The following is a 16400-nucleotide window of genomic DNA, read 5'->3' on the forward strand; positions in this document are numbered from 1 at the left end:
GGCAGACCTCGAAATTGTCCCGGTTCCGCACTAGATGGCGGCGATGAGTTTGGCCGAAGACTTTTGCCCCGTTCCCGACATGGCCCCCGCTGACATGGATCAGGCGGTCGAGGCCGCGCGTCTGGCGGTCGGGCTGCCCGTGGGATCGCGGATCGTCGCGGCCATGTCCGGCGGGGTGGATTCCACCGTCGTCGCGGCCCTGCTGCACAAGGCGGGCTATGACGTCGTCGGCGTGACCCTGCAGCTCTACGACCACGGCGCGGCGCTCAAGAAGAAGGGCGCCTGCTGCGCCGGTCAGGACATTCACGACGCCCGTCTGGCCGCCGAGACCCTCGGCATCCCCCACTATGTGCTGGATTACGAAAGCCGGTTCCGCGACGCGGTGATCGACCAGTTCGCCGACTCCTATCTGGCGGGACAGACGCCGGTTCCGTGCATTCGCTGCAACCAGACGGTCAAGTTCCGCGACCTGCTGGACGTCGCCCGGGATCTGGGCGCCGCAGCCATGGCCACGGGCCACTATGTCGGCCGCGCCGTCGGTCCGGACGGCCGCGCCCAGATGCGCAAGGCCATCGACCCCTCGCGTGACCAGTCCTATTTCCTGTTCGCCACCACCCCGGCCCAGCTCGACTATCTGCGCTTCCCGCTGGCGGGCCTCGAAAAGCCCCAGGTGCGCGGCGTCGCGGCCGAACTGGGTCTGCGGATCGCGGCCAAGCCGGACAGCCAGGACATCTGTTTCGTCCCCTCCGGTGACTACCGCACCCTGATCGACCGCCTGCGGCCGCAGGGGCGCGAAGCCGGCGAGATCGTGCACATGGACGGCCGGGTATTGGGCGCCCATTCGGGCATCACCGACTACACCATCGGCCAGCGCCGGGGCTTGAACGTCGCCGTGGGCGAGCCCCTGTTCGTGACGAAACTGGACCCGGAAAGGCGCCGCGTCATCGTCGGCCCGCGCGAAGCCCTGCTGACCGCCAGCCTGACGCTGGACGAAACCAACTGGCTGGGCGACCAAGCGGATATCGAGGCGGCGGCTTTGGCCGGAACGCCGGTGCTGGCGCGCGTCCGCTCGACCCGTCCCCCCTCCCCGGCAAAGCTGACGCTGACGGACGGTGTGATCGGCGTCGCCTTCGAGACCGGCGAAGAAGGCGTGGCCCCCGGTCAGGCCTGCGCGCTTTACGACCCGACGGACCCCGACCGCCTGCTGGGCGGAGGCTTCATCCAGACCACGACGGCCTGCGTCGCCTGATCGCAGACCAGCGTTCATTAAATCGACGACAGGTTGCGTCCGAAATGCTGTGATGAAGGCTCAGGTAGTCATCATCCACACATCAAGGATCCGTCCATGCGCGTCGTGACTCTGGTTTCCGCCCTCGCCCTCCTAGCCCCCGTGATGGCGACCGCAGCCTCCCCGGCCTTTGCGGAAGCGCCCGCGACGGCCCCCGCAACGGCAACCGCCCCAGGCATCTATACCGCCGCTCAGTTCTTCCAGACCCGCAACTACCGGGTCGGTGGTTTCGGGGCCGACGCCTTCACCCACGACGGCAAGTCGCTGCTGATCTCATCGGACGCGACCGGGACCTTCAACGCCTACGCCCTGCCTCTGGCTGGCGGCGCCCCGGTCGCCCTGACGACCTCCACCACGGTCGCGACCAATGCGGTCAGCGCCTTTCCGAACGATGACCGGATCCTTGTGACCCACGATGGTGGCGGCGACGAGCTGAACCACCTCTATGTCAGGGCCGCCGATGGGACCCTGACGGACATCACCCCCGGGGAGAAGCTGAAGGCCGATTTCCTCGGCTGGAATACCGACGGCCAGACCTTCTACGTCACTTCCAACAGCCGCGACCCGGAGGCGTTCGACCTGTACGCCTATGACGCCGCGACCCTGACCCCGACCCGGGTGTTCGAGAACACCGGCGGCTATGTGATCGGCGGCGTATCCTATGACGGCCGCACCGTGGCGCTGACCAAGTCCCTGACCAGCGCCAACTCCGACCTCTATGTCGCCGATCTGTCGACGGGCGGAGCGCCAAAGCTGATTTCAGAGCACACCGGAAACATCGCCTTCGCAGTTTCGGACTTCACACCGGATTCAAAGGCCCTGATCTTCCTGACCGACGAGCATGGCGAGTTCACCCAAGCCTGGACCTATGACCTCGCCACCGGCGCCAAGGCCAAGCTGGCGGACGGAAACTGGGACGTATCCTTCGCCTTCTTCTCGCCCAGCGGGCGGTACCGGGTCTCTGCCCTGAACGCAGACGGCTCGACGGCCCTGACGATCCTGGACACCACCACCGGACGCCCGGTCGCCCTGAGCGGAGTTCCGGCCGGCGACCTCGGCGCCGTGCGCTTCAACGCTGACGAGAGCACCCTCGCCTTCACGGTCAACTCCGACACCTCGCCGTCCGATGTCTTCGTCGCCGACCTGGCGACCGGACAGGCTCGCCGGCTGACCACCGCTCTCAATCCCGAGATCAAGGAGGCCGATCTCGTTCAGGCGACGGTCGTCCGCTATGCGGGCGAAGGCGGCGTGATGGTGCCCGGCATCCTCTACAAGCCCGCCGGCGCCTCGGCCGATCACCCCGCCCCGGCCATCGTCCTGGTTCACGGCGGTCCGGGCGGCCAGAGCCGCCGCGGCTATTCGGCCATGATCCAGCATCTCGTGAACCACGGCTATGCGATCCTGGCGGCGAACAACCGCGGGTCCAGCGGCTACGGAAAGACCTTCTTCCATCTGGACGACAAGCATCATGGAGAGGCCGACCTTCGCGACATCGTCGCCGGTGGCCAGTGGCTGCGGGAACAGGATTGGGTCGCGGACGACCAGGTCGCTGTGATGGGCGGCTCCTATGGCGGCTACATGACCGCGGCCGCCCTGGCCTTCCATCCGGACGCCTTCACCGCCGGGGTGGACATCTTCGGCGTCACCAACTGGGAGCGGACCCTGCAGTCGATCCCGGCCTGGTGGGGAGCCGAGCGCATCGCCCTGTATGACGAGATGGGCGACCCGGCGACAGACGCCGCCCGGCACCACGCCATCTCGCCCCTGTTCCACGCCGACCAGATCACCAAGCCTCTGCTGGTCGTTCAGGGCGAGAACGATCCGCGCGTGCTCAAGGTGGAGAGCGACGAACTGGTGGCCGCCGTCCGCGCGAACAATGTTCCGGTCGAATACGTCGTCTTCCCCGACGAGGGTCATGGCTTCCAGGGACGGGAGAACCGCATCACCGCCCAGGAAGCCTATCTGAAATTCCTGGACCAATATGTCCGAAAGGCAATCGAATAGGGCGCGCATTCCGCGTCAAGGGATGACGTGAGCCGGTCGTCAGCGATGCGCGGCCGGCTTTCGTCGTTGAGGATCAGCCCGCCGGCCGCTTGCCGCGCGTCAGCCACCAGCCGACCACCGTCAGCACCGCCAGGGCCGCGAAGGCCTCCAGCGAGGTGACCGGGTCCTCGCGCACGAAGGCGACGAACAGGGCCAGGTTGATCACCAGGGCGACGATGGCCGGGAGAGGATAGAGAGGCATCCGGTACGGCCGCTCCAGATCCGGCTCCTTGCGGCGCAGGACGATGACCGCGGCGTTCACCGCCACCCCCATCAGAGCGAGGATGGAGGTCGAGAAGGCCAGCAGCGTCTCATAGACCCCGATCAGGGCCAGACCCCCGCCGACCACGACCGTGGCGATCAGGGCCGCGATCGGCGTCCCGACGCGCGTCACCCGCGTCAGAGGCGTGATCTCGAATTCCCGCGCCATGGCGAACAGGACGCGGGGGAAGACCATGACCATGGCGTTGATGATGGTCACCAGGGCGATAAGGCTGATGCCGGTGACGATGGGATCGGCCGCCGCGCCAAACACCCGCTCCGCCGCATCGGCCGCGACCAGATTGGAGCCCGCCATCTCGGCCGGCGTCATGACGTGCAGCAGGGCGAGGTTCACCAGCACATAGATGCCGGTGACCACGGCGATGCCGGAAAAGGTGGCGCGGGCGATGGCCTTGGCGGGGTCGCGGACCTCTTCGCAGAAATAGGCGGCGGAGTTCCAGCCCTGATAGGTGCCGAAGATAGCGCGCAGGGCCACGACAATGCCGCTGATCGTCAGGGCCGTCGCCATGCCGGGCGAGACCGGGGTCGCGACCGGCTCGCCGCGCGGCGCCAGCAGCAAACCGGCGATCAGCAGCAGGAACAGCACCGCCTTGATCGCGCTGCCGACCTCCTGCGAGCGGCCACCGATCTTCGTGCCGAGCGATTGAACGACGCCGACCACGCAGACCAGCAGCAGGGCGATGATGCCCAGCGGCAGGCTGGTCGCGATGCCGAGGCGATGGATGTATTCCGCGAACACCACCGAGACGAAGGCGATGCCGCCCATATTGCCCAGCCAGTCGGCGATGCCGACGGCCAGGCCGCCCATGGAGCCATAGGTCCGACGCGCGAAGATGAAAGGACCGCCGGTCTTGCGGATCGAAGAGGCCAGTTCGACCGTCGACATGGCGTCGATCCAGGCGATGAGCCCGCCCAGCAGCCAAAGGCCGATGATGACGAACGGCGTCTTTCCGCCCTCGGCGACCACGCCCGGGCTGCGCAGAATCCCCTGACCGATGGTGCCGCCGACGATGACGGCCACCCCGAAGGCGACCCCCAGCACGCGCAACAGATGGCCGCGATCGGCCCCGCCGTCTTCGGTCGTCATGGCAATATCCCCGGCAAGCCCCACTTGCCTAGGTTCGATAGATCACCGATGGCGGCGGGGATCAATGATTCCGGCGGGGGCGGATGCTCAGTCCAGAGACGGATTGATCAGATATTTCTCGCCCGTGGCGCGGCGGTTGTAGACGGCGATGACCTCGGGCCTGAGCACATCGTGCAGGGAGATTTCGCCGGCATAGGCGCTGGCGAAGGTGGTCTTGAGCTCGGCGACGACCCTCTGGCGAAGGGCTCCGCGACGTTCGGCCGACAGGCCCGCGTAGCGCGGGGTCAGCAACCAGCCCCCGACGCCCCAGGACAGGCCGAACGCCCGGTTCAGCTCGGTCGGGCTCGTGTCCAGCGCCCCGTAGATATAGACCTGTTTGTACACAGAGGAGCCGTAGCGGCTGTAGGTGGTCGCGGTGCGGTTCGCCGCCGCCTCCATGCCCGTCAGGATCTGGCCTGCTAGCCGCCCGCCGCCGATGGCGTCGAAGGCCAGGGTCGCGCCGGTCGCCACCAGGGCCTCCATCAACTCGCTCATGAAGTCCGGCGAGGTCGAGTTGACGATATGGACCGCGCCCAGCGCGCGCAGGATCTCGGCCTGGGCCTCGCTGCGGACGATGTTCACGAGGGAGATGCCGTCCTTGAGGCAGAGCTTGTTCAGCATCTGGCCGAGGTTGGAGGCCGCCGCCGTGTGGACCAGGGCCGTGTGGCCTTCGGCCCGCATCGTCTCGACCATGCACAGGGCCGTCAGCGGATTGACGAAACAGGAGGCGCCGTCGGCGGCCGTCGCATCGGCGGGCAGAGGCAGGGCCGGGTCGGCGCGCAGGGTGCGGTACTGGGCGTACATCTCGCCGCCGAGAATGGCGACCGTCTTGCCGATCAGGGCCTGGGCCGCCGGGCTATCGCCCGCAGCGACCACGACGCCCGCGCCTTCGTTGCCGACCGGCATGGACTCGCCGAGCCGGCCCGCCATGGCGCGCAGGCCCGACGCGGGCACGTCGGCGACGGTGACAGCGCCCTCGACGCGGGCGGTGCTCATATCCGCCGCCCCGACCAGCAGGCCCAGGTCGGACGGGTTGATCGGCGTGGCCTGGATTTGCACCACGATCTCGTCGGGCCCGGGCGCCGCGACCGAAACCTCGGCCAGCGACAGCTCCAGCCGTCCGTCAGCCGTGATCAACGACCGGAGCTGAAGCCCGGTCGCGGGAAGGGATTGGGTCATGGGAACTCCGGTTGAAAGCCGACGCCGCTGAAAGTCGACGTATGGGCGTCAGGCGGCCTCTTCGTCCGCCGTCACGTCCCTGGGCATGACGTCGCCAACGGTCGGACGGTTGGCCTTGCGGGTCAGGACGATGTCGCGGCCTTTCACGATCTCCTCGCAATGGGCGCAGGCAATGCGGGGGTTCAGGGTGTGGCCGCAGGTCTTGTGGACCAGATCCACGCCGCTGTCGGTGTCGCCATAGACATGCTTGTTGCCCCAGGCGTGCAGGGTCACCAGCACCGCCGACAGGTCCTTGCCCTTGGCGGTCAGGACGTATTCGTTGCGCGGCGGCCGTTCGGAATAGAGGCGCGGCTCCAGCACCCCGTGCTGGACGAGGGTCTTCAGCCGGGCGGCCAGGACGTTGCGGGCCACGCCCAGCCGCTCCTGCCACTGCTCGAAGCGGGTCAGGCCCTGAAACGCATCGCGGATCACCAGCAGGGTCCACGGATCGCCGATCACTTCCAGCGTCGCGGCGATGGAACAGCTTTGTTTTGAATAGTCTGCGGTACGGCCCATGGACGGAAGGTGACGCCGCGTAACCACTTTTGCAAGTGGGTTGCCAAACTGAACCCTCTGCGTCAGTCTCGTTTGGCAACTGACGCGACGCAAAATCCCAATTGGGGGTTGGCGGCGTTTCCTGCATTCCTCGACTGACACGGGCGGAGGCCAGTCTTCCGCCCGTCTCCTTTGGACGCTAAGCCGCCTGTCATGACCCTGCACCGCCTCGCCGAAGCCCTCACACTGTCGCCCGGCCCGGAGGGGCTGACCGGCGCGGTTCAGGGAGACTTTTCCAACGGCCCCAGCGGTTATCCGCCCGAAAAAGGCTTTCCGTTTGGCGGCCTTCTGGCCGGGCTGACCGCCCTGGCCCTTCGCCAGGGTCTGGAGCTCACCGCGCCGCTGCGCAGCCTCTCGATCCAGTATCTCTCGGCGCCGGCCTATGACACGCCGATCGTCTTCGCCCCCCGGATACTGCGGGCCGGGCGAAGCGTCGCCTATGCCGCGTTGGAGGCCCGTCAGGGCGATCGCCTGACCCATCACGCCCAGGCCACCTATGGCGCCGATGATCCCCATGCCGTCCGCGTGGCGGGCCCGATCGTCCCCCCGCCGCCGCTCGACGGCATCGCACCCGATCGAACGCTCAGCGGCCCGATGGCGCCCCACTTCGCCCAGCATGTCGAATACCGACTCGATACCGGTCCCAGTCTTCTTCAGGGCCTGCCGGGTCATCAGGCGGGCGAGCGGCTGTGGATGCGAACCCGCGACGGCGCTCCGTTGGACGAGGTCCGGCTGTGCTACCTGATGGACGCCCTTTATCCTCCCGCCTGGACTGCGATTACGCGTCCTGCTGGGATGGCCACAGTCGATCTGCGCTATGATTTCATCGCCGATCCGACGCCTGACACTGCGCCGCACGGCTGGGCTTTCTTCGAATTCTCGCTGGTTGATCTCGGCGGCGGCTGGACCGTGGACGATCTGACGGTGCGGGACGGCGCCGGAAACATCCTGGCCGTCGGCCGCCAGCGCCGGAAGCTGGCCCCGGCCCGACCGCCGCGCGGCGAGCGCGGCTGACTGAGCCGACCGGCTGTTTCATCGTGCAGACCGCCGCAGCGCTTGAACCCGACGACCAGACCGACGATCTAGGCCCCAACACATCTCCGCAAGGACATCCCCCGTGACCGCTTCCCCCGACGCTTCCAAAGACCCCGTCGTCATCGTCTCCTTCGCCCGCACGCCGATGGGCGGCTTCCAGGGCGCCTTCGCGGGCGTGAAGTCGACCGAACTGGGCGCCACGGCCGTCAAGGCCGCGGTCGAGCGCGCCGGCGTCGCCCCGGAGAAGATCGACCAGATCTATATGGGCTGCGTCCTGCCCGCCGGTCTGGGCCAGGCCCCGGCGCGTCAGGCGGCGCTCGGCGCCGGCCTGCCCAAATCGGTCGAGGCCACGACCCTGAACAAGATGTGCGGCTCGGGCCTGCAGGCCGTGATGATGGCCAGCGACAGCCTTGCCGCCGGGTCGGCCGACATCATCGTGGCGGGCGGCATGGAATCCATGACCGGCGCCCCCTTCCTGATGAACAAGCACCGCGCCGGGGCCCGCATCGGCCATGACGTCATCGTCGACTCGATGATGATGGACGGTCTGGAAGACGCCTATGACGCCGGCAAGCCGATGGGCTCCTTCGCCGAGGACTCGGCCCGGACCTATCAGTTCACCCGCGAGGCCCAGGACGCCTATGCGGTCGAGAGCCTGAACCGCGCCGTCGCCGCGATCGCGAACGGATCGTTCAAGGCCGAGATTACCCCGGTCGAGGTCGCGGGCCGAAAGGGGACCGTCACCGTCTCCGAGGACGAACAGCCCGGCAAGGCCATGCCCGAGAAGATCCCGGGCCTGAAGCCCGCCTTCGCCAAGGACGGCACCATCACCGCCGCCTCCTCGGCCTCGATCTCGGACGGCGCGGCGGCCCTCGTCATGACGCGCGAGAGCGTGGCAAGGGCCATGGGCCTGCCCATCGTCGCCCGCGTCGTCAGCCATTCGGCCCACGCCCACGAGCCGGGCCTGTTCACCACCGCCCCCGTGCCCGCCATCCAGAAGGCGCTCAAAAAGGCCGGCTGGTCGGTCGAGGATGTCGATCTGTGGGAGGTCAACGAGGCCTTCGCCATCGTCCCGATGATCGCCATGCAGGAGCTGGGCATCGACCACGCGAAGCTGAACGTGAACGGCGGTGCGACGGCCTTGGGCCACCCCATCGGCGCCTCGGGCGCCCGCGTCCTGGCCACCCTGCTTGGCGCGCTTCAGGCGCGGGGCGGAACGAAGGGCGTGGCGTCCCTGTGCATCGGTGGCGGCGAGGCCGTGGCCATGGCGGTCGAACTGGTCTGACCTTTCGACGGCAAGCTGGACCCGCAGCCTGCCGTCCGGTCCGCCTCCATGAGGCGGCTGAGGGCGTTGGGTCCGGTGGCCAGCACGATCATCACGGCGACTCTGCGACTGCGAATAGTTCTCAAGATTGCGCGCGAGCGCTCCGTGTGGCAAGCCCCTTTTCGGCGGCTTTTTCAGAACGGACCAAGAACATGCGTGAAGACGGCAAGCTGGACTATTTGGAATTCCCCGCGACCGACGTCGGTCCGCTGAAGGCCTTCTACGGCTCCGCTTTCGGCTGGAAGTTCCAGGACTATGGCCCTGAGTACGCCGCCTTCAGCGAAGGACTGGACGGCGGCTTCAACGCCGATCCGGGCGCGGATGCGATTAGCGCCCCCCTGCCCGTCCTCTTCGTCCACGACCTCGAAGCCCTGCTGGCCAGGGTAGAGGCGGCGGGCGGCACGGTGGTCAAGCCGATCTTCGCCTTCCCCGGCGGGCGGCGCTTCCACTTCAAGGATCCCGCCGGCAACGAACTGGCGGTCTGGTCCGAGACCTGAGACCTGGTTGGCGTCGACAGGCCTATTTCGCATCCACCGATTGGGCGATGCGTTCGCCCAAGGCCTCGTCGGCGCCGCCCAGGCTGGAGACCCAGACGTGGATCTCGCGCGGGCTGGTCGCGCGCTGGAACAGATGCTCCATCGCATGCCTCTGGCCGCCTTCGTTGACGACGATCGAAGCGCGGCCGCCGGCCTGGACCATCTCGCCGTCATAGATCGGGAACTGCGATGACGGCCCGACATAGATCATGACGAACGACTGGTCGCCGCGCCGGATCGTATAGACGTTGAAGTCCGGGCCGGGCCGGCTGGTGGTGATGCGGAAACCCTGCGGCAGGTCGACGCGGAACGGCAGAGCCGCAACGGCGGGCGCGCTGAGCACCGTCATCGGCGGCGGCGGCTCGGCCGGGGACGCCATCGCCGCAGGCAGGGGCGCGGGCTGCACGGGCGGGGGCGCGGCGGGCTGGCTGCCCGGCAGCACCGGCGGCGCATAGACCCGACCACCCGCGCCGGGGGTCATCACGGGAGCCGTCGTCACAGGAGCGGTCGCCGGGGCGGTCACGGCCGGCGTCGGCCGAGGCGTCGTCGCCGGAGCGGTGACGTTCGGCCGGGTCGGCGGCGGCGTCGTGACGGGCGCCGTACGCGTCGGCGCCGGGGCCGGAGCCGTCGTCCGGGGCGATGTCGGGTTCGGCGCAGTCGGCCGCGCGGGCGTGGGCTGCGGAGTGGTCGAGCGAGTGGCAGGAGGCGTGGTCGTCGCCGTCGCGGGCGGCGCGGTGCGTGTGGGCGCGGGCACAGGCGCTGTGCGTGCCGGCACGGCCGCCGGGGTCGTTGTGCGGGGCGCGGCGGCCGGAGCCGTGGTCGTGGGCCGTGCAGGAGCCGTCGCCGCGGGAGCCGCCGGGGTCGTGGCGGGCGGTGGGACCAGATAGTCAGCCTGCGCCGGAGGGGCGCCGTTCAGGCTGCGGGTCAGGTCGCTGCCCGGACGCGCGGCGGGCGGCGTCTGGGCGGGAGTCTGGGCGGGGGACGAGGCCGGAGCCCGCACGGGTGCGGCGTTCAGGGCCGAGGTCGCGGTCGACGGCGTGGTCGTGCGCGACGTCGTCTGGGCCAGGGCCGGAACGGCCGACAGGGCAACGGCGCTGGAGGCCAGCAGCAGGGATACGCGAAGGGTACGGGCGGTTTTCATGGGCCGGACCATCGCCTCTCGGCGGACGGACGGCAAGACCGGAAAACAGGCCACGAAGGCCTCAGGCGGCGGGCAGTTCGACCCAGAAGGTCGCACCCTGGCCGGGCGTCGATTCCACACCGATCACCCCGCCCTGCAGCTCGATCAGTCGCTTGGCGAGGGCCAGGCCAATGCCGTGCCCCTCGACCGTCGACCGCTCCAGGCCCAGGCGGTTGAACGGCTCGAACAACTGGGTCTGCTTCTCCGGCGACAGGCCCGGCCCGCGGTCGGTCACCTCGATCCGGATCGCCTGGAACACGCGCGACACGCGGAAGGTCACGACACCGCCGGCGCCGCCGTATTTCACGGCATTGGTGGCCAGGTTGTCGATCACCTGGCTGAGGCGCTGGGAATCGGCCAGGGCGACCAGGCCCTCGCCCTCGCGGATGACCTCCAGCCGCATGTTGAGCGCCTCGGGCCTCAGGGCGGTGGCGCGGCGGATGTCCTCGACCAGGCCCGGCGCGTCGGTCGGCCGCAGCTCGACCTTGACAGCCCCGGACTCGGCGCGGGCCACGTCCAGCAGATCGTGGGCCAGGGCCTCGACCTGACGGGCGGTCTTGACCAGCATTTCGGCCATTTCCCTCTGGGTCTCGGTGACCGGACCCAGCTGGCTGCTGGACCACAGCTCACCAATGCCGATGATGCCGCCGACCGGGCTCTTGATCTCATGGGCGACGTTGGCCAGCAGGCGCGATTTGGCTTCGGACGCCAGTTCGGCGCGGCGTTGGCCGGCCCGAGCGCGCGCCGACAGGCCGTCGCGTTCGGTCAGCAGGGCCGCGACCAGCATGAACGGCACGGAGATGGAGATCAGCGTCAGCTGGGCGGTCAGAATCCGCATCGCCGACGCAGGCTCGGCCCCGGCGGGCTGGCCGTGCAGCAGGGCCGCGAAGGTCACGATCGCGATGCCCAGAATGGCCGTGGTCAGACCCGCCATCCGCAGCCGGGCGGCGATGATCACCAGGAGCATGTTCAGGAAGAAGGTGACGACCACCAAGCCGAGGAAATAGCGGGCGTAGGCCACGCCGAACAGAAGGCCCAGCAGGGCCGCCCACTCCAGAATTCTCAGCGGCTGACGCACGATGACCAGCGAGCGCCGATCGATCGACAGGATCAGGGGCACCACAAGCATCATCGCCAGTGAATGGCCGAACCACCACAGCTGGAAGCTTTGCACCAAAGGCGCGCCCCGCATGGCGGAGAAGACGATCGCGCCGGCCGTGGCGCCGATCAGGGGGGCGAGCACGGCGACCAGAAGGACCAGCCGCAGCGTCGATCTGACGGTGTGAGTCGTCATATCCGGCGCGAACCGGCGAACCAGGACCACTGCAGCGATCGTTTCGAACAGGTTCACCGCCGTCAGCATCGCCGTATTCAGCGGCGTATGGCCGGACAGGAACTCGCCGCTGGCGACAGCCACCGCCATCAGGGCGCCGAAGGACAGGTCGAACGCGGCGCCGCGTCCCATGCGCAGCCAGACGGCGACGGCGACGGCATTGGCCATCCACATGACCACGATGCCTTCGGACGAGCGGCCGAACTGGATCGAGAAGACAGTCATGAGCAGAACAGCGCAGACCGTGGCCAGCGGCACGATGGGCTGGCTGAACAGGCGCGCGGTGTCGGTCGTCGCCGGAGGCGTCGCGGCAGGCGTCGCGGATGTGCGAACAGGGGTCGTAGCGAGACCTCCAGGCGGGGTTTCCAGCGCGCGGCTGAGCGACATAGGCGAAGACTCGACGGTACGGACGATACGCGACCTAAGCCCTTGCTCCCTAATATCCCGTGAAGTTAACGCGGCGGCACGGCCCCGTCAGCGGGAACTGTCAGGCGCCGGACAGCTCCGAATTGAACGCGACGACCGCGGCCGCCGGACCCTGCGGATGGTTCCAGACCCCCGCGCTGACCGCGACGAAGTCTGCTCCCGCATCGGCGACCGCCCGGGCCGTCTCGACCGTGATGCCGCCGATGGCGACGCAGGGGATTTCCACCGTCTCCTGCCAGATGGTCAGGACGTCCAGCTCGGGCCTGTGAGTGGTTTCCTTGGTGTCCGTCGGGAAGAAGGCGCCGAAGGCGACATAGTCAGCGCCGGCCTCCGCAGCTTCCATGGCGAGGTCCCGGCTGTCGTGACAAGTGGCGCCGATCATGGCGTTGGGCCCCATCAGACGCCGCGCCGAGACGACCGAGGCGTCCTCTTGGCCTACATGAACACCGTCGCAGTGAAGCGCTGCGGCCAGGTCCGGCCGATCGTTCAGGATCAGGGCGACGTCATGCTTCCTCGCGATCGGCCCCAGCCGTTCGACGGCGGCGCGGATCTGGTCCTCGCTCGCAGGCTTCAGCCGGATCTGCAGCGCCGCGACGTCACCCGCGCCGAGCGCGGCCTCCAGATCGGCAGCGAAGGCCTCAAGATCGGGAATGGCGGACGGGGTGATCAGATAAAGGCGGGTCGCCGGACGGGCGGGGATTTGGGAAGCACGAGCCATGGCCCCGCCCTGCCCCCTGCGGTCCATCGCGTCAATGGTCACACATTGCGAACGCGCATGCGAACCAGTTGCAACCGCATTCAGATGTGTTACAGAGAACCATTATCAGTTCGACTTGGGTCCGCCTCTTGTACGTCTGCAACTGTAACGGCCTGCGCAAGCGTGACGTCGCCCTCGCCATTGAGGCCGGCGCGGCCCGCCCCCGTGAAATCTTCGCCCGCAACCAGTGCCAGGCCCAGTGCGCCAAATGCGTCTGCGAGATGCGCCAGATGATCGATGATAGCCGAGAAGCATTCGCACTCGCAGCCGAGTAGTCGCGGGCAAAAATCACTCGCAATATCAATGTGCGTGATAAGAACTCTCAAATAAACAATCGCCGATTTCCTGTGCTAAACGCCGTTTGAACAGACGGCGGATGAGTCTGGACGCGCCCCGGCGTCCCGTCCGCGAGACGAGCAAGGACCATGGCCATGAAGGGCGATCCCGCGATCATCCGCACTCTCAATGCGGTGCTGACCAATGAACTGACGGCGGTGAACCAGTACTTCCTGCATGCCCGCATGTTCGAGAGCTGGGGCCTGGCCCACCTCGGCAACGTGATCTACGAGGAATCGATCGGCGAGATGAAGCACGCCGACATGCTGATCAAACGGATCCTCTTCCTCGACGGCCTGCCCAATCTGCAGGACCTGCACAAGCTGAAGGTCGGCGAGCACCCGATCGAATGCCTGGGCGCCGACCTGCAACTCGAACTGGACAGCCGCGTCACCACCTCGGCCGCCGTCACCCAGTGCGAGGAAGCCCGCGACTACGTCAGCCGCGACCTGCTGATGAAGATCCTGGCCGACACCGAGGAGCACATCGACTTCCTCGAAAACCAGCACAAGCTGATCGAACTGATGGGCGCCCAGAACTATCTGCAGTCGGCGATGAAGGAGATCATCACCGACGGCGCCGCGACCGGCAACTAAAGCTCACTGAATTCTGCGCCTTCTGAACGGCCCCGTCGCGAAAGCGGCGGGGCCGTTTGCGGAACCGCAACGGCTCGTGTCCATTGACCCCTCAGGGATTGCGGGAGTGTGGGCCATGAGCGCCATCGACGAACTCATTGACGATGTGCAGGACCAGGCGACGGACCTGCTCAACTCCCAGGGCCGTTCGGGCGCCCATGTCGCGACCGGCATCGTCCTGACCGTCGGCTTCGCCCTTCTGGCGACGGCCCTCGCCTCCAATACGCTGAAGCCCAAACGCACCGAACGCCATCTGCTCGACCGGGCCGCCCCGGTCATGGAGAAGCCGCGCGGCGCCTTCAGCCTGATCCTGCCGGCGGTTTTCTCGGCGACGACCCTGTCGGCCGTGCGGGTCTGGAACGCCCCGGCCAGCCGCGAGCGTTCGCTGGCCATGGGCCTGTGGTTCGCGGCCCAGACGATCAACGCCGTCTGGCTGGGCCTGCGCCCGGCCTCGATGCGCAGCCAGATCGCCGCCGCCATGTCGTCGGCCGGCCTAGCCGCCGCCTTCGCCTTCGAGGCCCGAAAGCTGGACGAGGGCGCGGGCAAGATCGCCGCGCCCATCGGCAGCGGCACCCGCATCGCCAACTTCATCCAGCGCAAGACGGATCACGTCTCGGGCCGCACGCTTCACTAGATCAGCCCCGGGTTGCCCTTTGGGGCGGCTTCCTCTAGGGATCGCGCCCTCTTTCGCGCGCCTGTCACGGGACCGGCTGCGCCCTTAGACAGTGAATCCCATGGCGAAGATCAACGGCAACACCATCAAGCCCGGCATGGTGCTCCAGCACAACGGCGGCCTGTGGGTCGTCACCAAGGCCAGCCACGTCAAGCCCGGCAAGGGCGGCGCCTTCGCCAACGTCGAGGCCAAGAACCTTGAGACCGGCAACAAGCTGAACGAACGCTTCCGTTCGGAAGACAAGGTCGAGCGCGTCACGCTCGAGCAGAAGGACTTCTCCTATCTGTACGAACAGGGCGACGCCCTGGTCTTCATGGACGACGCGACCTACGAGCAGATCGAACTGCAGAAGGACTGGGTCGGCGAGGATTCCATCCCCTACCTGCAGGACGGCATGAAGGTCGTCATCGAGATGCACGAAGGCCGTCCTATCGGCCTGGAGCTGCCGGAACAGGTCACCCTGACCGTCGCCGAGACCGAGCCGACCGTGAAGGGCCAGACGGCCTCGTCGTCCTACAAGCCCGCAATCGCCGACAACGGCGTGCGCATCATGATCCCGCCCTATATGTCGGCTGGCGAACGCATCGTCGTCGACACCTCGACCGGCGAATACGTCCGCCGCGCGGACTGATCCTTGGGTGAGCGAGCGGTGGCAGTGAGCAAGAAGTGAGCAGCAGCTCACAGCCTTGCCTCTCCCGCTCACTTCTCGCTCACCAGCACTTGTTACCGACGCTCCCTGCGACGTCGCTTTTGAACTTCTCCGTCTGTCCGGGCATCCCGCCTTTTCAGGACTTTCGGACCAGGAGATTCCGACCATGGCCCTCGCCTCCGCCCTCGTTTCCGTCATGCTCGACGCGGTCCGCAAAACCGCTCGCCCGATGCTTCGCGACTTCGGCGAGGTCGCGCACCTGCAGGTCTCGCGCAAAGGCCCCGGCGACTTCGTCACCCAGGCCGACATCAAGGCCGAGGACACCCTCTTCGAACTGCTGATGAAGGCCCGCCCGGGCTACAGTTTCCTCGGTGAAGAGCGCGGCCTGATCGAAGGCACCGACAAGTCGCACCGCTGGATCGTCGACCCGATCGACGGCACGACCAACTTCATGCACGCCATGCCCCACTTCGCGATCACCGTGGGGCTGGAGCGTTTCGCGCCCGACGGCTCGTCCGAGATCGTCGCAGGCGTGACCTACAACCCGGTCATGAACGAGCTGTTCTGGGCAGAGAAGGGCAAGGGCTGCTATCTGAACGACCAGCGCGTCCGCGTCGCCGGCCGTCGCGATCTGTCGGAAAGCCTGATCTCGACCGGCCTGCCCTTCATCGGCAAGTCGGGCCACGCCCAGTCGATCAAGGACATCCACGCCGTCGGCCAGCGCACCGCCGGCATCCGCCGCTTGGGCTCCGCCGCGCTGGACTTCGCCTGGGTCGCCTGCGGCCGCTACGACGCCTTCTTCGAGCGCAACCTCAAGCCCTGGGACGTGGCGGCGGGCATCCTCTTCGTCACCGAGGCCGGCGGTCTGGTCACCACCATCGAGCAGGACGGCGATCCCAAGACCGGTTCGACCGTGCTCGCCGCCAACACCGAACTGCATCCGCAGCTGCGCAAGGTGCTGCAGGCCGCCTGATTTCGGAGCGACAGGTTCACCAACCTGTCGC

The 16400-nt window shown here is 67.7% G+C and carries 16 protein-coding genes; 10 read left to right on the forward strand and 6 right to left on the reverse strand.

The window, feature by feature from the left end:
- Positions 1 to 34: 34 nt before the first annotated feature.
- Positions 35 to 1249 carry a tRNA 2-thiouridine(34) synthase MnmA gene (mnmA, locus tag IFJ75_RS10490; protein WP_207867963.1) on the forward strand — a complete coding sequence of 405 codons (1215 nt, stop codon included), beginning with the start codon at positions 35 to 37 and terminating at the stop codon, positions 1247 to 1249.
- A gap of 96 nt (positions 1250 to 1345) precedes the next feature.
- Positions 1346 to 3292: a S9 family peptidase gene (locus IFJ75_RS10495; protein ID WP_207867965.1), complete on the forward strand. Its 1947-nt coding sequence runs from the start codon at positions 1346 to 1348 to the stop codon at positions 3290 to 3292.
- 73 nt (positions 3293 to 3365) lie between these two features.
- On the opposite strand, the gene IFJ75_RS10500 is transcribed toward IFJ75_RS10495, so the two are convergent.
- From IFJ75_RS10500 to IFJ75_RS10510, 3 genes are all read right to left on the reverse strand, one after another.
- Positions 3366 to 4700: an APC family permease gene (locus tag IFJ75_RS10500; RefSeq protein WP_207867966.1), complete on the reverse strand. Its 1335-nt coding sequence runs from the start codon at positions 4698 to 4700 to the stop codon at positions 3366 to 3368.
- An 87-nt stretch (positions 4701 to 4787) separates the two neighbouring features.
- Entirely contained in the window at positions 4788 to 5918 is a 1131-nt protein-coding gene (locus IFJ75_RS10505) for a zinc-binding dehydrogenase (RefSeq protein WP_207867967.1), read from the reverse strand.
- Positions 5919 to 5966: 48 nt separating this feature from the next.
- The gene (locus IFJ75_RS10510) at positions 5967 to 6473 is read right to left on the reverse strand and encodes a winged helix-turn-helix transcriptional regulator (RefSeq protein ID WP_207867969.1); all 507 of its coding nucleotides are present in this window, start codon (positions 6471 to 6473) and stop codon (positions 5967 to 5969) included.
- A 192-nt stretch (positions 6474 to 6665) separates the two neighbouring features.
- Here IFJ75_RS10510 and IFJ75_RS10515 point away from each other — a divergent pair, with 192 nt between their 5' ends.
- The 3 genes from IFJ75_RS10515 (at position 6666) to IFJ75_RS10525 (ending at position 9368) form a co-directional block, all read left to right on the forward strand.
- Positions 6666 to 7526, forward strand: a complete 861-nt coding sequence (locus tag IFJ75_RS10515; protein WP_207867970.1) for an acyl-CoA thioesterase — start codon at positions 6666 to 6668, stop codon at positions 7524 to 7526.
- Between the two features lie 166 nt (positions 7527 to 7692).
- Entirely contained in the window at positions 7693 to 8832 is a 1140-nt protein-coding gene (locus IFJ75_RS10520; protein ID WP_263973047.1) for a thiolase family protein, read from the forward strand.
- Positions 8833 to 9023: 191 nt separating this feature from the next.
- The gene (locus IFJ75_RS10525; protein WP_207867973.1) at positions 9024 to 9368 is read left to right on the forward strand and encodes a VOC family protein; all 345 of its coding nucleotides are present in this window, start codon (positions 9024 to 9026) and stop codon (positions 9366 to 9368) included.
- 22 nt (positions 9369 to 9390) lie between these two features.
- Here IFJ75_RS10525 and IFJ75_RS10530 read toward each other — a convergent pair whose 3' ends face one another.
- From IFJ75_RS10530 to thiE, 3 genes are all read right to left on the reverse strand, one after another.
- Positions 9391 to 10548: a hypothetical protein gene (locus IFJ75_RS10530; protein ID WP_207867975.1), complete on the reverse strand. Its 1158-nt coding sequence runs from the start codon at positions 10546 to 10548 to the stop codon at positions 9391 to 9393.
- 61 nt (positions 10549 to 10609) lie between these two features.
- A complete protein-coding gene (locus IFJ75_RS10535; RefSeq protein ID WP_207867977.1) occupies positions 10610 to 12307 on the reverse strand; it encodes a sensor histidine kinase in 1698 nt (565 codons plus the stop codon).
- Between the two features lie 100 nt (positions 12308 to 12407).
- Positions 12408 to 13064, reverse strand: coding sequence for a thiamine phosphate synthase (gene thiE / locus IFJ75_RS10540; protein ID WP_207867979.1), 657 nt, complete (start codon positions 13062 to 13064; stop codon positions 12408 to 12410).
- Positions 13065 to 13192: 128 nt separating this feature from the next.
- On the opposite strand from thiE, the gene IFJ75_RS10545 reads away from it, so the two are divergent.
- From IFJ75_RS10545 to IFJ75_RS10565, 5 genes are all read left to right on the forward strand, one after another.
- Positions 13193 to 13378: a (2Fe-2S)-binding protein gene (locus tag IFJ75_RS10545; protein ID WP_207867981.1), complete on the forward strand. Its 186-nt coding sequence runs from the start codon at positions 13193 to 13195 to the stop codon at positions 13376 to 13378.
- Positions 13379 to 13534: 156 nt separating this feature from the next.
- On the forward strand, positions 13535 to 14035 hold the full coding sequence (gene bfr / locus IFJ75_RS10550) for a bacterioferritin (RefSeq protein ID WP_207867984.1): 501 nt from the start codon (positions 13535 to 13537) through the stop codon (positions 14033 to 14035).
- A 115-nt stretch (positions 14036 to 14150) separates the two neighbouring features.
- Positions 14151 to 14708 (forward strand): tryptophan-rich sensory protein, encoded by a 558-nt coding sequence (locus IFJ75_RS10555; protein ID WP_207867986.1) that lies wholly within the window; start codon positions 14151 to 14153, stop codon positions 14706 to 14708.
- Between the two features lie 100 nt (positions 14709 to 14808).
- Positions 14809 to 15378 (forward strand): elongation factor P, encoded by a 570-nt coding sequence (gene efp / locus IFJ75_RS10560; RefSeq protein WP_207867988.1) that lies wholly within the window; start codon positions 14809 to 14811, stop codon positions 15376 to 15378.
- A 184-nt stretch (positions 15379 to 15562) separates the two neighbouring features.
- Entirely contained in the window at positions 15563 to 16369 is an 807-nt protein-coding gene (locus IFJ75_RS10565; protein ID WP_207867990.1) for an inositol monophosphatase family protein, read from the forward strand.
- Positions 16370 to 16400: the final 31 nt, after the last annotated feature.

It is taken from the genome of Brevundimonas goettingensis, from assembly GCF_017487405.1.
Lineage (GTDB): Bacteria > Pseudomonadota > Alphaproteobacteria > Caulobacterales > Caulobacteraceae > Brevundimonas > Brevundimonas goettingensis.

What these genes read in the sequence shown, in the direction of transcription:
- mnmA (WP_207867963.1), top strand. Translation starts at nt 35, where the DNA reads ATGGCGGCGATGAGTTTGGCCGAAGACTTTTGCCCCGTTCCCGACATG.
- IFJ75_RS10495 (WP_207867965.1), top strand. Translation starts at nt 1,346, where the DNA reads ATGCGCGTCGTGACTCTGGTTTCCGCCCTCGCCCTCCTAGCCCCCGTG.
- IFJ75_RS10500 (WP_207867966.1), bottom strand. Translation starts at nt 4,700, where the DNA reads ATGACGACCGAAGACGGCGGGGCCGATCGCGGCCATCTGTTGCGCGTG.
- IFJ75_RS10505 (WP_207867967.1), bottom strand. Translation starts at nt 5,918, where the DNA reads ATGACCCAATCCCTTCCCGCGACCGGGCTTCAGCTCCGGTCGTTGATC.
- IFJ75_RS10510 (WP_207867969.1), bottom strand. Translation starts at nt 6,473, where the DNA reads ATGGGCCGTACCGCAGACTATTCAAAACAAAGCTGTTCCATCGCCGCG.
- IFJ75_RS10515 (WP_207867970.1), top strand. Translation starts at nt 6,666, where the DNA reads ATGACCCTGCACCGCCTCGCCGAAGCCCTCACACTGTCGCCCGGCCCG.
- IFJ75_RS10520 (WP_263973047.1), top strand. Translation starts at nt 7,693, where the DNA reads ATGGGCGGCTTCCAGGGCGCCTTCGCGGGCGTGAAGTCGACCGAACTG.
- IFJ75_RS10525 (WP_207867973.1), top strand. Translation starts at nt 9,024, where the DNA reads ATGCGTGAAGACGGCAAGCTGGACTATTTGGAATTCCCCGCGACCGAC.
- IFJ75_RS10530 (WP_207867975.1), bottom strand. Translation starts at nt 10,548, where the DNA reads ATGAAAACCGCCCGTACCCTTCGCGTATCCCTGCTGCTGGCCTCCAGC.
- IFJ75_RS10535 (WP_207867977.1), bottom strand. Translation starts at nt 12,307, where the DNA reads ATGTCGCTCAGCCGCGCGCTGGAAACCCCGCCTGGAGGTCTCGCTACG.
- thiE (WP_207867979.1), bottom strand. Translation starts at nt 13,064, where the DNA reads ATGGCTCGTGCTTCCCAAATCCCCGCCCGTCCGGCGACCCGCCTTTAT.
- bfr (WP_207867984.1), top strand. Translation starts at nt 13,535, where the DNA reads ATGAAGGGCGATCCCGCGATCATCCGCACTCTCAATGCGGTGCTGACC.
- IFJ75_RS10555 (WP_207867986.1), top strand. Translation starts at nt 14,151, where the DNA reads ATGAGCGCCATCGACGAACTCATTGACGATGTGCAGGACCAGGCGACG.
- efp (WP_207867988.1), top strand. Translation starts at nt 14,809, where the DNA reads ATGGCGAAGATCAACGGCAACACCATCAAGCCCGGCATGGTGCTCCAG.
- IFJ75_RS10565 (WP_207867990.1), top strand. Translation starts at nt 15,563, where the DNA reads ATGGCCCTCGCCTCCGCCCTCGTTTCCGTCATGCTCGACGCGGTCCGC.